Source organism: Ideonella sp. B508-1 (genome assembly GCF_000333615.1).
Lineage (GTDB): Bacteria > Pseudomonadota > Gammaproteobacteria > Burkholderiales > Burkholderiaceae_C > Ideonella.
This window is the reverse complement of record NZ_BADL01000148.1, coordinates 1-11,229: the sequence shown is the minus strand read 5'-3', so window position 1 is coordinate 11,229 and position 11,229 is coordinate 1. Positions and strand designations below refer to the sequence as shown.

Sequence of the window (11,229 nt, the reverse complement as noted above, 5' to 3'; positions counted from 1 at the left end):
GTGGCGCAGGCGGCGCACCGGCCAGGGGGTGCCGCTGGCGCCGGGCTCGCCCTCGGGGGCCTCGCCGCCCTCGTGCCGCAGCCATTCCAGCAGATGCACCAGCCACAGGTGACGCTCCACCGGGCTGCCCGGCGCGTGGGCGGCATTGAGCAGGGCGGTCAGGTCCCAGCGGATGCCGGCCATCAGTGCAGGGCCCTCGTCTGGACCAGGTCGAAGGGGCCGACCGGGGTTTCGAACCAGTGGGCGTCCTCGCTGATGCAGAAGAAGGTGCCCTCCATGCGGCCCTGCGGCGTGGCGATCTGGGCCCAGCTGCTGTACTCGAAGGTCTCGCCCGGCTTGAGCAGCGGTTGGTGGCCGACCACGGCCAGGCCCCGCACCTCCTGGGTGTGCTCATGGCCGTCGGTGATGCGCCAGTGGCGGGCCACCAGCTGCGCGGTCACGGGGCCGGTGTTGCGGATGGTGATCGTGTAGGCAAAGGCGTAGCGGCCCTCGCTGGCCGAGGATTGCTCGGGCAGGTACTGCGTCACGACGGTGCAGGTGAACTGGGCTGGCGTCATGCGTTGATCCTAGCAAGGCTCCTTAAAATCACAGGTTTTCACGGCTTAGGCCCCATTGGCGGGCACCAGTTCCATGGCACCGACCTACCGCATCGCCCCCAGCATCCTGTCCGCCGACTTTGCCCGTCTGGGCGAGGAGGTCCGCCACGTGCTGGCCGCCGGGGCCGACTGGATCCATTTCGACGTGATGGACAACCATTACGTGCCCAACCTGACCTTCGGCCCGATGATCTGCCAGGCCCTGCGCCCGCACGCGGTCAAGCCCGACGGCACGCCCGCGCCGATCGACGTGCACCTGATGGTGCAGCCGGTGGATGCGCTGGCCCAGGCCTTCTGCCAGGCCGGCGCCGACCTGGTGAGCTTCCACCCCGATGCCTCGGCCCATGTGGACCGCACGCTGCAGCTGATCAAGGGCGAAGGCAAGCAGGCCGGCCTGGTGTTCAACCCGGCCGAGCCGCTGGACGTGCTGGAGTGGGTGATCGACAAGGTGGACCTGGTGCTCATCATGAGCGTGAACCCCGGCTTCGGCGGCCAGAGCTTCATCGATTCGGCCCTGCGCAAGCTGGAGAAGGCCCGCAAGATCATCGACGCCAGCGGCCGTGACATCCGCCTGGAGGTGGACGGCGGCGTCAAGGTGGACAACATCCGCCGCATCGCCGATGCGGGCGCCGACACCTTCGTGGCCGGCAGCGCCATCTTCGGCAAGCCCGATTACAAGGGTGTGATCGACGCCATGCGCGCCGAGCTGGCGCGCTGAGCTGGAGGCGCCCTGCGCCCTCAGAGTGCTGGGACGATCAGCACCACGCGCCGGTTCTGCGACTGGCAAGCCTCGGTGTCTTCCGTGCAGACCGGCCGTTCCTTGCCGCGGCTGCGCACCGTGAGCTGCGCGCCGTAGAGCGCGCTCTCGCGCAACACCTGGGCCACGGCCTCGGCCCGCCGCAGCGAGAGCTGCAGGTTGTAGCCGCTGCTGCCCTTGAGGTCGGTGTGGCCCTCGATGCGCAACTGCCCCACGCCCAGCGCCGCCAGCGAGCTGCCCAGTTCCAGCAGGTGCTGGCGTTGGGCGGCGTCCAAGGCATCGGCGTCGAAGGCGAACAGCAGCTTGCTCGACAGGTTCAGGGTCCAGCCCTCGTCCGAGGGCGAGAAACCCAGTTCGCGCAGCCGGGCTTCTCTCTGCAGGGGCGACTGGGCGGGGGCGGGCGTCTGGCAGGCGGACAGCAGGACGACCGGGGGCAGGCACAGCCCGGCGAGGGACTGGATCAGGCACTGGCGCCGTGTCGGAAGCGGGGGCATCGGGGTCTCCTTGGATTTCAGGGCCGCTCGCGCGAGGCCGAGTGGGGCTTGCGGCGGTACATCTGGCGGTCGGCCTCCCGCAGCAGGGCCTCGGGGCTGCTGCCGTCGTCGGGGAACACCGCCGTGCCGATGCTCACGCCGGGCAGCCGACGTTCGGGCGTGCCCAGGTCCTCGGCGGGCTGGGCCAGGGCGGCCCTCAGCTTGTGCTCCAGCGTCGCCAGGTCTTCCCGTTGGCGCAGCGGGTCGATGAGGACGACGAACTCGTCCCCGCCCAGGCGTGCCACCAGGTCGCTTTCGCGCACGCAGCCGCGCAGGCGGCCTGCCAGCGCGGTCAGCACGCGGTCACCGGCTTCGTGCCCGTGTTCGTCGTTGATGCGCTTGAAGTCGTTGACATCGATGAACAGCACCGCCATGCGCTCGCCCGGCGGGCGGGGGCGGCCCATGGCCACCGCCAGGCAGTGCTCGAACCAGGCCCGGTTGGCGATGCCGGTGAGGGCGTCCAGTCGACTCTGGTGGGCCAGCTGATCGTGCGCACTCTGCAGCGCGAGATGGCGCTGCATCAGCGCCTGGCGCTGCGACTGAACCTGGGCCAGCAGGGCGTTGAAGTCGCGCGCGAGCGCATCGATCTCCTGCACTGTGGCCGAGGGCACGCGGCGGTCGAAGTCCTGGGCTTCGCGGATGGTCCGTGTCTGCGCGGCCAGGGCCAGCAGAGGGGCTTCGACCCGGTCGGCCACCTCCCGTGCGGCGCGGCGCACCGCCAGCAGGATGGCCAGCGCCCCCGCCAGCAGGCCCAGCAGGCCCCAGCCAGCGGCCTGCACCAGCAGGCGGGCCTGCGTCCGCACCCGCAGCGTGGCCTGGATCTGTCCATCGGCGCGCACGGGCTGCTCGACTTCGAAGACCGGCAGCAGGGCGGCCAGTCGGTCTTCCAGTGTCTCGGGTGCCGGGGGTTGGTAGCGGGCCAGGACCCGGCCGCTGGGCAGCCGGATCTCGGCCTGGGCCAAATGCTCGGAGCGGCCGACATCGGCCAGGATCTCGCTGGCTGCCTGGCTGTCGCGGAACACCACGGCCGCATCCACGGTGTAGGACAGGGAGCGCGCGACCAGTTCAAGGTGGTTCTGTGCACTGGCCCGCAGCAACATGGCCGAGGCCAGCATCAGCAGGCCGCCCACCACGCCGGTGGCGATGGCCGCGACCCGCAACTGGGTTCGCCGCAGCACGCGGCGCAGGGGCTCGGGATGCGTCATCGGGCTCATCCGGCCTTCCCCCCGGGGCGCGCCAGCTTGAGCACCTGCGGATGGATGCGCAGGCCGCTGCGCGCCACCGCGTCCAGATTGACCTCGAAGTGCGTGCCGTCACCGCGGGTTTCCAGGCAGAACATGCCGCCATCGCTGCAGAAGTCGGCTCCGGGGCCCAGGGTGAGCACGGGCCGCCCGATCAGTGCCTGCAGGGCCGCCTGCTGCCGTGCCGGGCTCCAGCCGGCGAACAGCACCAGGTCGCAGGCGGCGGGCACCGGCGCGTCCGCCAGCAGTTCGCGCGTGAGCACGGGCCGTGCGGCGTCAGGCGCCTGCAGCCGCGCCATCAGGGCCGCCGTGCCTTCACCCTGTCGGCTGATGCAGGCCAGCAGCGGGCGTGGCGTCCCGGGCCAGCGCGTGTAGGCCACGATGCGGCTCACCACCTCGGCGGGGGCGAACTCGGATTCCGCCGCCGCCAGCGGCGCACCCGCCTGCACCAGCGGGGCGACGCCCAGCAACAGTGCGCCCAGCGTCATCCAACGGAGGCTGAGCAGGGTCTGGTGCGGATCAGATGGGAAGGGGGAAGGCATGACCACAGCGGCTGCACAGGGGCGAAGCCCTGTGAGCCATTCTGTGGGGCCGGCGTCCATCCCGGACCGGCCTGCCTTGACGCGGCAGACGACAGCCCGCGCGAGCGTGCGCTAGTGAAGGCGACTGTGGGGAAATCGCCGCAAAGGCCGCTCAGCCCGCGAAGCCGTACAGCGCGTACCAGCGCTGGTTCACCTGGATGGACAGGCGCCGCGGCGTGAGGCCGGCGCTTTCCCAGGCGTGGGTGTTGCGATCGATCGCGGCGAGCGCGGCATCCTTGAGCGCCGACAGCAGGGGCTGACCATCCCGGCAGTGGGCCCGTGGCACGACCAGGGACACCTCCATTGCCGGGGTCTCTCCGACGAACACCACCTGGGCCCGCACGACGACGGACTTGTGGGTGCTGAAGGCGATGTCCAGCTCACCCGCCACGGTGGCGTCCGGACCGAAGGGAATGGCGTCGATCGCCAGGGCGGCGGGCGCCGCAGGAGGGGGGGAGGCATCTCGGATCTCGGCATGATCGGGCGCATGCGCGGTCGGATGCTGCAGGGTCGGGCACATCGGGATTCAAAAGACTTCTCAACAGGCGCTCATCGTGTCCGCAAGTCCTGGGCATGTGTGTAGGAACTTGCCCCTTCTTCCCAAGGCCGCCCGCATGGCGTAGGTCGGCCGACGCCTACAGCGGCGCCGCCCGATGACCGACAGGCCGACGCGGCGGCGGCCGGTGGTGTGGCGTGGCCCCGCCATCCCACACTGGATGGACGAACTTGACCGACATCACGTCTTCATTCGCACAGGAGGATTGCCCATGATTGCAAAGACCGCTGCCGCCCTGGATCAACAAATGGACCGCGCCGCCGATCTGGCCGAGCGGGCCATCGAAGGCACCCGCCGCGCCACGGGCCGCGCCCTGGACAAGGCCGAGGCCGAGGTCCAGGAAGCCCGTGACGAGGCCGCCTTTTCGCTCTCGCGCGCCGTCGGCAAGGCGGAGGCCCTGGCGGCCCGCACCCGCGACCAGGCCCGCGACGTCACCCACCGGGCGCGCGAGCGCCTGGAAGAGGCCGGGGACCAGACCCGGGCCTACATCCGCGACGAGCCGGTAAAGTCGGTGCTGATCGCGGCGGCCGCTGGAGCGGCCATGGCTGGCCTGATCGGCTGGCTGGCCCGCTCGCGCCGCCAGACCTGACCCTCTGCCGATCGGCCCTGCCATGCTCATCCACCCCTTCTTCCACACCCTGGCCAGCCGGCCGGACCTGCTGGCCGACCATGCCGGGGCCTACGCTGCCCTGGCCCAGGCCGAACTGGGGGAGGCTGCGCGGCGCTGGCGCCAACGCCTGCTGTGGTGGGCGGTGGCCGCCTTGTTGGCGTTGATGGCCCTGGGGCTGGGCGGCGTGGCCCTGCTGCTGGCCGCGGCCCTGCCGACGGCGCAGATGCCCGCGGCCTGGGTGCTGCTGGCCCTGCCGGGCGGGCTGGGCGCCACCGCGCTGGGCCTGGCGCTGTGGCAGCTCAGCCGCAGCCAAGGACCGGCGGTGTTCGATGCCGCGCTCTGGCGTGAGCAATGGGCCCAGGACCAGGCGCTCTGGCAAGAGGCTTCGCGTTCATGAGCGCGGCGCAGGACGGCGTGCCCGACGCCGCGGCCGGCCCCGTCACGCCCCGGCAGCAGGCCCTGGCGCGGTTGGCGGCTTCTCGGGCCCGCCTGCGGGCGCAGGCCCTGCCCGACGCGGCTGCGGATGCCGCGGGTGGGGGGGGCCGGGGGCTTCGCCCCTGGTGGCGCTTGCTGCGGCGCGAGCTGGGGCGCACGCCCCTCGGGCTGGCGGCGATGGCCTGGGTGGAGCGCTGGTGGCAGCGCCAGCCCCTGGCCGCGGCCGCCCAGCAGGGGGCCGAGGAATTTCGCACGGCGGTGCTGCCGGTGGTGCGGCGCCACCCGCTGGCCGCACTGGCCGGGGCCGCGCTGCTCGGGGGCGCCCTGGTGGCGTCGCGCCGCTGGTGGTGGGGCTGGGCCGGTCGTCGGGCCGGCCACTGGCGGGGCAGCCTGGGCGCCTGGGTCTGGCGGCAGGCCAGCGACCCCGCCGTCCAGTTGCTGCTGCTGGGCTGGATCCAGCAGTTCAGCGCGGCCCGCGCCGCCGCCTCGGCGGCACCGGAGCCCCCCGTGGCACCCGATTCGGCGGCACCGGTCGAACCTGCGGGCTGAATCGCCTGGCGGCGGACGGCGGCGACAATCTCCCCATCCGAACACCACGCGCACGCCGAGCTGTCCATGTCTTCCCAGAATGCTCTCCAGACGACCCCGCATCCCTGGCAGGCCGCCATCGTCGATCTGGACGGCACCTTGGTCGACACGCTGGGCGACTTCGAGTTGGCGCTCAATCGCAGTCTGGCCGAACTGGGCCTGTCCGGTGTGGACCGCGCCTTCATCGAGCACACCGTGGGCAAGGGCTCGGCCCACCTGCTGCGCAGCACGCTGGCCCATGTGCAGGCCGACGCGGCGCACTACGAGGCCCTGTGGTCGGCCTACCAGCGCCACTACCTGGCCATCAATGGCCAGGCCTCCGCGGTGTATCCCGGCGTGGTGGAGGGCCTCACCCGACTGCATGATGCGGGATTGAAGCTGGCCTGCCTGACCAACAAGCCCACGGCCTTCGCCAAGCCGCTGCTGCAGGCCAAGGGCCTGGACGGCTTCTTCTCCCATGTGTTCGGCGGCGACGCCTTCGAGCGGACCAAGCCGGACCCGCTGCCGCTGCGCAAGACCTGCGAGGCCCTGGGCAGCACTCCCTCCCTCACGCTGATGGTGGGCGACTCCAGCAACGACGCCCGCGCCGCGCGCGCGGCCGGCTGTCCCGTGGTGCTGATGGCCTACGGCTACAACCACGGCGAGCCGCCCGAGTCGGCCCATCCCGATGCGGTGCTGGCGCGGCTGGATGCGCTGGATCTGGGCGCCTTGCGCCCCCGCGGACGCTGAGCCCGCGGGCGATGGCGTTCAGCTGTCCAGGTCGAAGCCGAACTGGATGATCGCCGTGGTGGGGCGCGTGACGGGCTGAAAGTGCGCGGCCTTGATGGCCTCCAGCGCAGGCTGATCCAGCCGCGGGTGGCTGCTCTGCACGATCGTGGCATCCATCACGCTGCCGTCGGGCGCCACCTGCACCTTCACCTCGACCGAGCCGCGGCGCATGCGGCGCATCAGGCTGTCAGGCAAGGCCAGGGATTCGCCGGGGCGCAGCACCAGGGTCTCCGCGGCCTGGGGCGGGGGGGGCGCGGCGGGCCCCGGATGGTGCTCGGGGGTGGTCATGGCCACGTCGGTGATCGCGGCGTGGTCGCTGGTCGGGGTCGTCGATCCGCCCGTGGCGGCGGAGGCACGGGCCAGTGGCGCCTCGGGCGCGGAGGCCCCGGGCTCGGCATGGGCCAGCGCTGGCGTGGTCTGTGGCTCAGGCGGCTTGGACTGACTGGCGAGCGGCGCGGGCGCGGCACTGTCACGCGTGGTCTGGACGGGGCCGGGGGCCGGCTCCGGCGTGGCGGTCCGTGCTGCGGGGACCGGCTTCTCGGGCTTGTCGTTGCGGATCGCGCGGGCCGCGCGTTCGGCAGCGGCCTTGTCGGCACTGCGCTCCTGCGCGCTCTTGTCCTGGCCCGCGGTCTGTTCGCCCAGGCGCCGGATCCAGTACATCGGGCGTTCGGCGTCGCGCTTGACCCGGTCGCTGATCTCCAGGCCTTGCGTGTCCGGCACCGGCACCGGGGCCGGCGGGGGGGACTGTGCCCAACTGCCGACACACAGCGGCCAGAGCAGGGCCGCCTGCACCCAGCGGTGCAGTGTCAGATGCCGCCCTGCGGGCCTCGGCGCCTCAGGCGCAGCCTTCTTCTCCAGGCCGCGCTCCATGGCGGCGGCCTGCCTCACCCAACGACGCCCCATGGCGATGGCCCCTGTTGTCGTGTGATGTCGTCACGTTGCCTGATGGGCAACCACTGAATCGGCGAGTGTGACGACAGAGTGACCGCTTGTCCATGGCCTGTGCATGCGCGTGGGACTTCAATCCGGGGGGATGTTGCCGACGCGCTGCTACACTCTTTCTCATGTTCACCTCGCGCAAACGGCAGTCGTTCACGCACGACCGGGGAGCCTGGCCCTGGCGCCGCTGGTTCGCCTGAATCAGATTCCGTCGCGGCCCTGTTGGGTGCCGCGGCCCCCGAGAACATGCCCGCCGCCCAGGCCCTTGATGGCCTGACCCTCACCGGCGCGGGACGAGGAGAACGACTGTGATCACCGAACTCGAATTCAAGAGCCAGGCCGCTCAGGGCTACAACCGCATCCCCCTGATCACCGAGGCCTTTGCCGACCTGGAAACCCCGCTGTCGCTGTACCTGAAGCTGGCCGGCGGCCAGCCCAACAGCTTCCTGCTGGAGTCGGTCGTCGGCGGCGAGCGCTTCGGCCGCTATTCCTTCATCGGCCTGCCCGCGCGCACGTTGCTGCGCGCCACCGGCCCGCGCACCGAGGTCGTCACCGATGGCCAGGTGGTCGAGGTGCACGAGGGCAATCCGCTGGACTTCATCGCCGAGTACCAGGCCCGCTTCAAGCCGGCCCTGCCGCCGGGGCTGCCGCGCTTTTGCGGCGGGCTGGCGGGCTACTTCGGCTACGACACGGTGCGCTTCATCGAGAAGAAGCTGGCGCACACGACCCAACCCGGTGGCATCGGCACGCCCGACATCCTGCTGCTGCAGACCGAGGAACTGGCCGTCATCGACAACCTGTCGGGCCGGCTCTACCTGATTGTCTGGGCCGATCCTTCGCGCCCGGAAGCCTTCTTCAACGCCAAGCGGCGCCTGGCCGATCTGACCGACAAGCTGCGCTACAGCGTCACCGCGCCGGCCGTGAAGCGCGGCCCCAGCTATGCGGTGGAGCGTGAGTTTGCCAAGGCCGACTTCGAGGCTGCAGTGCAGAAGGCCAAGGACTACATCGCCGCGGGCGACTGCATGCAGATCGTCATCGGCCAGCGACTGCAGAAGCGCTACACCGAGAGCCCGCTGAGCCTGTACCGCGCGCTGCGCTCGCTCAACCCCAGTCCCTACATGTACTTCTACGACATGGGGGACTTCCAGATCGTCGGCTCCTCGCCGGAGATCCTGGTGCGCCACGAGCACACGCCCGAGGGCGAGAAGGTCATCATCCGCCCCATCGCCGGCACCCGTCCGCGCGGCGCCACGCCCGAGGCCGACAAGGTCCTGGAGGCCGAGCTGCTGGCCGACCCCAAGGAGCGGGCCGAGCATGTGATGCTGATCGACCTGGCGCGCAACGACGTGGGCCGCATCGCCAAGACCGGCTCGGTCAAGGTGACAGAGGCCTTCGCCATCGAGCGCTACTCGCACGTGATGCACATGGTCAGCCATGTCGAGGGCCTGCTCAAGGAGGGCATGAGCAACCTGGATGTGCTCAAGGCGTCCTTCCCGGCGGGTACGCTCAGTGGTGCGCCCAAGATCCGTGCGATGGAGATCATCGACCAGCTCGAATCCGTGCAGCGCGGCATTTACGGTGGCGCCTGCGGCTACCTGAGCTTTGCCGGCGACATGGACGTGGCCATCGTCATCCGCACCGGCATCGTCAAGAACCAGACGCTGTACGTGCAAGCGGGCGCCGGGGTGGTGGCCGATTCGGTGCCCGAGATGGAATGGCGCGAGACCGAGGTCAAGGCGCGCGCCCTGATCCGCGCGGCCGAGCTGGTCGAAGAAGGTTTCTGAGCGTTCCCTTGTTCATGGGATGAGGTCGACCGCTCCGGGGTAACCCTGGGTGGTCGGCCTGTTGCCGCTTTGTTACTGTAGAGGACTCAAAAAAGCACGCCCGTGCTTTTTTATCTCGCCGTGATGTTGACGGCGGGCGGCGTCTTCCGGAGTCGGCATGAACACCCTTCCATTGCGGCAGCTGTGCGCCTATCGCGCCATGCATGACGGTTTTTCCCGCTGTGGTCTGGATCTGGATGCCTTCCTGCTGGGCGAAGGCGGGGTGGCTTCGCTGGAGGCGGTGTTGCCGGCCGAGACCCTGGCCGACCTGTTCGATGCCGCCTGGCGACATGCCGTGGCTCGCACCCAGGACCCGGCCATCGGTCTGCGCATGACGCCGCGCCAGCCCATGATCGGGCTGGGCGGCATGGCCCATCTGGTGATGGCGGCACCGGACATCCGCACCGCGCTGCAGCGGCTGGAGCGCTTCACCGGGGTCATCTCGCCCACCACCGCGATGAGTGTGCAACTCACCGCGCATCAGGTGCGGGTGGGGGTGGAGGTATCGCCCGGTGCCCGGCCGGCGGCCTCGCAGCGCTACGACTTCATGGCCTACACCGTGCTGCAGGGCATCTGGTGGCTGCTGGGTCAGCAGATGTGGCCCGAGCGCGTGTTCTGCCCCTTTCCGGCGCCCGAGGACACCGGGCCCTGGGAGAAGGCCTACGGTGCGCCGGTGCAATTCGGCGCGGCCGTGTACGCCATGGACTTTCCCCGCCGTTTGCTGGACATGCCCGTGCCCACGGCCGATCCGATGATTGCGGATCTCAGCGAACAGCTGGCCGAGCGCCTGATCGCCCAGCAGGGCGGCAGCCTCGTCGCGCGGGTGCGCGAAGCCATCGCCCGGCAGCTCTCGCGCGGGGATCCGCGGCGCGAGCAGGTGGCCGCCGAGCTGCGGATGAGCGAGCGCACGCTGCAGCGCCATCTGAGCGACCAGGGCACCTCCTTCCAGGACCTGGTGGACGAGACCCGGCGGGAGACTGCGCGCCGTCTGCTGGAAGCCGGTGGCGCCACGCCCACCGAGGTGAGCTTCGCGCTGGGCTTTGCCGATCCCAGCACCTTCTACCGCGCCTGCAAGCGCTGGTTCGGTTGCTCGCCCAGCGAGTTCCGCTGCACGCACTGAGTGCGCGGTTCCCCTTGGTGGGAACCCTCTTGGGACCTTTCCCAGTGGGTCGTTGAAGCCATGAGCTTGGCCGCTGCGGTCAGTGCAGCCAAGAGGCTCGCCGCCGAAGATCACCTCCGCGATTTCGACAGGCCAACCCCTCGGAGTTCTGGCGAAATTGGCGACCTGATCCCACAACGCATATCTAGGAGACAAGCATGAAATTCGCACTGCGCGCTGCCGTTCTGGCCACCCTGTCGGCCCTGGCCCTGTCCGCCTCGGCCATGACCGCCATCGAAGACGACGCCCTGTCCACCGTCAGCGGCCAGGACGGCGTGTCCATCGCCGGTGACCTGAACATCAACATCGGCAGCTTCAAGTACACCGACACCGACACGACCGGTGGTTCCGTGTCCTTCAACAACATCGGTGTGAAGGGCATGTTCGTGATGACCATCGACATCCTGAAGGCCGGTGATGCCAACACGGCGGGCACCTTCGTCAATGCCGTGGCCACCTCGATGGGCAAGTACCTCGGCAACGATCCCACCGCCATCGGCACCAACCTGAACAACCTGGTCACCAACGGCGTCTACGACGGCGCTTCCGACGTGGTCCAGTTCGCCTTCCCGAACGCCACCTGGACAGCAAGCTGGCGCCGAGCGTGACCGTCGGCTCGATCACGATGGGGCACAGCGTGGGC

15 protein-coding genes are annotated in these 11,229 nt (G+C 70.3%); 8 read left to right on the top strand and 7 right to left on the bottom strand.

All coding sequences use genetic code 11. The features are described from left to right. A partial coding sequence (locus tag I73_RS06665) for a hypothetical protein (protein ID WP_026096399.1) occupies positions 1–183 on the bottom strand: 183 nt, incomplete at its 3' end. After that, a complete protein-coding gene (apaG, locus tag I73_RS06660; protein WP_022979898.1) occupies positions 183–557 on the bottom strand; it encodes a Co2+/Mg2+ efflux protein ApaG in 375 nt (124 codons plus the stop codon). The genes I73_RS06665 and apaG, both read right to left, overlap by 1 nt. A gap of 73 nt (positions 558–630) precedes the next feature. On the opposite strand from apaG, the gene rpe reads away from it, so the two are divergent. Continuing rightward, a complete protein-coding gene (gene rpe / locus I73_RS06655; protein ID WP_026096398.1) occupies positions 631–1,314 on the top strand; it encodes a ribulose-phosphate 3-epimerase in 684 nt (227 codons plus the stop codon). Positions 1,315–1,334: 20 nt separating this feature from the next. On the opposite strand, the gene I73_RS06650 is transcribed toward rpe, so the two are convergent. The 4 genes from I73_RS06650 to I73_RS06635 all read right to left on the bottom strand — a co-directional run bounded on the left by I73_RS06650 (position 1,335) and on the right by I73_RS06635 (position 4,228). Beyond that, positions 1,335–1,847: an OmpA family protein gene (locus tag I73_RS06650; RefSeq protein ID WP_022979896.1), complete on the bottom strand. Its 513-nt coding sequence runs from the start codon at positions 1,845–1,847 to the stop codon at positions 1,335–1,337. A gap of 17 nt (positions 1,848–1,864) precedes the next feature. Further along, positions 1,865–3,091: a sensor domain-containing diguanylate cyclase gene (locus I73_RS06645; protein WP_022979895.1), complete on the bottom strand. Its 1,227-nt coding sequence runs from the start codon at positions 3,089–3,091 to the stop codon at positions 1,865–1,867. A gap of 5 nt (positions 3,092–3,096) precedes the next feature. Continuing rightward, on the bottom strand, positions 3,097–3,669 hold the full coding sequence (locus tag I73_RS06640) for a YfiR family protein (RefSeq protein ID WP_051049076.1): 573 nt from the start codon (positions 3,667–3,669) through the stop codon (positions 3,097–3,099). Positions 3,670–3,820: 151 nt separating this feature from the next. Then, positions 3,821–4,228 (bottom strand): hypothetical protein, encoded by a 408-nt coding sequence (locus tag I73_RS06635; protein ID WP_022979893.1) that lies wholly within the window; start codon positions 4,226–4,228, stop codon positions 3,821–3,823. A 247-nt stretch (positions 4,229–4,475) separates the two neighbouring features. Between I73_RS06635 and I73_RS06630 the strand changes: the two genes are divergently transcribed. From I73_RS06630 to gph, 4 genes are all read left to right on the top strand, one after another. After that, on the top strand, positions 4,476–4,853 hold the full coding sequence (locus I73_RS06630; protein WP_148289710.1) for a DUF883 family protein: 378 nt from the start codon (positions 4,476–4,478) through the stop codon (positions 4,851–4,853). A gap of 22 nt (positions 4,854–4,875) precedes the next feature. Next, complete coding sequence (locus tag I73_RS26395; RefSeq protein WP_022979891.1) at positions 4,876–5,271, top strand: hypothetical protein; 396 nt, start codon at positions 4,876–4,878, stop codon at positions 5,269–5,271. Continuing rightward, the gene (locus tag I73_RS32085) at positions 5,268–5,858 is read left to right on the top strand and encodes a hypothetical protein (protein ID WP_022979890.1); all 591 of its coding nucleotides are present in this window, start codon (positions 5,268–5,270) and stop codon (positions 5,856–5,858) included. Before I73_RS26395 ends, I73_RS32085 begins: the two co-directional genes overlap by 4 nt. Before the next feature lie 66 nt (positions 5,859–5,924). Then, a complete protein-coding gene (gph, locus tag I73_RS26390; protein WP_022979889.1) occupies positions 5,925–6,626 on the top strand; it encodes a phosphoglycolate phosphatase in 702 nt (233 codons plus the stop codon). An 18-nt stretch (positions 6,627–6,644) separates the two neighbouring features. Here the strand turns inward: gph and I73_RS06610 are convergent, their stop codons facing one another. Then, positions 6,645–7,568, bottom strand: coding sequence for an energy transducer TonB (locus tag I73_RS06610; protein WP_085944576.1), 924 nt, complete (start codon positions 7,566–7,568; stop codon positions 6,645–6,647). 344 nt (positions 7,569–7,912) lie between these two features. On the opposite strand from I73_RS06610, the gene trpE reads away from it, so the two are divergent. The 3 genes from trpE to I73_RS30770 all read left to right on the top strand — a co-directional run bounded on the left by trpE (position 7,913) and on the right by I73_RS30770 (position 11,194). Beyond that, on the top strand, positions 7,913–9,388 hold the full coding sequence (gene trpE / locus I73_RS06605) for an anthranilate synthase component I (RefSeq protein WP_022979887.1): 1,476 nt from the start codon (positions 7,913–7,915) through the stop codon (positions 9,386–9,388). A 157-nt stretch (positions 9,389–9,545) separates the two neighbouring features. After that, a complete protein-coding gene (locus I73_RS06600) occupies positions 9,546–10,547 on the top strand; it encodes an AraC family transcriptional regulator (RefSeq protein ID WP_085944575.1) in 1,002 nt (333 codons plus the stop codon). A gap of 197 nt (positions 10,548–10,744) precedes the next feature. After that, positions 10,745–11,194, top strand: coding sequence for a DUF6160 family protein (locus tag I73_RS30770; protein ID WP_022979885.1), 450 nt, complete (start codon positions 10,745–10,747; stop codon positions 11,192–11,194). Positions 11,195–11,229: the final 35 nt, after the last annotated feature.

Coding starts and splice junctions, on each gene's coding strand:
- apaG (WP_022979898.1), bottom strand. CDS start 557: ATGACGCCAGCCCAGTTCACCTGCACCGTCGTGACGCAGTACCTGCCC.
- rpe (WP_026096398.1), top strand. CDS start 631: ATGGCACCGACCTACCGCATCGCCCCCAGCATCCTGTCCGCCGACTTT.
- I73_RS06650 (WP_022979896.1), bottom strand. CDS start 1,847: ATGCCCCCGCTTCCGACACGGCGCCAGTGCCTGATCCAGTCCCTCGCC.
- I73_RS06645 (WP_022979895.1), bottom strand. CDS start 3,091: ATGACGCATCCCGAGCCCCTGCGCCGCGTGCTGCGGCGAACCCAGTTG.
- I73_RS06640 (WP_051049076.1), bottom strand. CDS start 3,669: ATGCCTTCCCCCTTCCCATCTGATCCGCACCAGACCCTGCTCAGCCTC.
- I73_RS06635 (WP_022979893.1), bottom strand. CDS start 4,228: ATGTGCCCGACCCTGCAGCATCCGACCGCGCATGCGCCCGATCATGCC.
- I73_RS06630 (WP_148289710.1), top strand. CDS start 4,476: ATGATTGCAAAGACCGCTGCCGCCCTGGATCAACAAATGGACCGCGCC.
- I73_RS26395 (WP_022979891.1), top strand. CDS start 4,876: ATGCTCATCCACCCCTTCTTCCACACCCTGGCCAGCCGGCCGGACCTG.
- I73_RS32085 (WP_022979890.1), top strand. CDS start 5,268: ATGAGCGCGGCGCAGGACGGCGTGCCCGACGCCGCGGCCGGCCCCGTC.
- gph (WP_022979889.1), top strand. CDS start 5,925: ATGTCTTCCCAGAATGCTCTCCAGACGACCCCGCATCCCTGGCAGGCC.
- I73_RS06610 (WP_085944576.1), bottom strand. CDS start 7,568: ATGGGGCGTCGTTGGGTGAGGCAGGCCGCCGCCATGGAGCGCGGCCTG.
- I73_RS06600 (WP_085944575.1), top strand. CDS start 9,546: ATGAACACCCTTCCATTGCGGCAGCTGTGCGCCTATCGCGCCATGCAT.
- I73_RS30770 (WP_022979885.1), top strand. CDS start 10,745: ATGAAATTCGCACTGCGCGCTGCCGTTCTGGCCACCCTGTCGGCCCTG.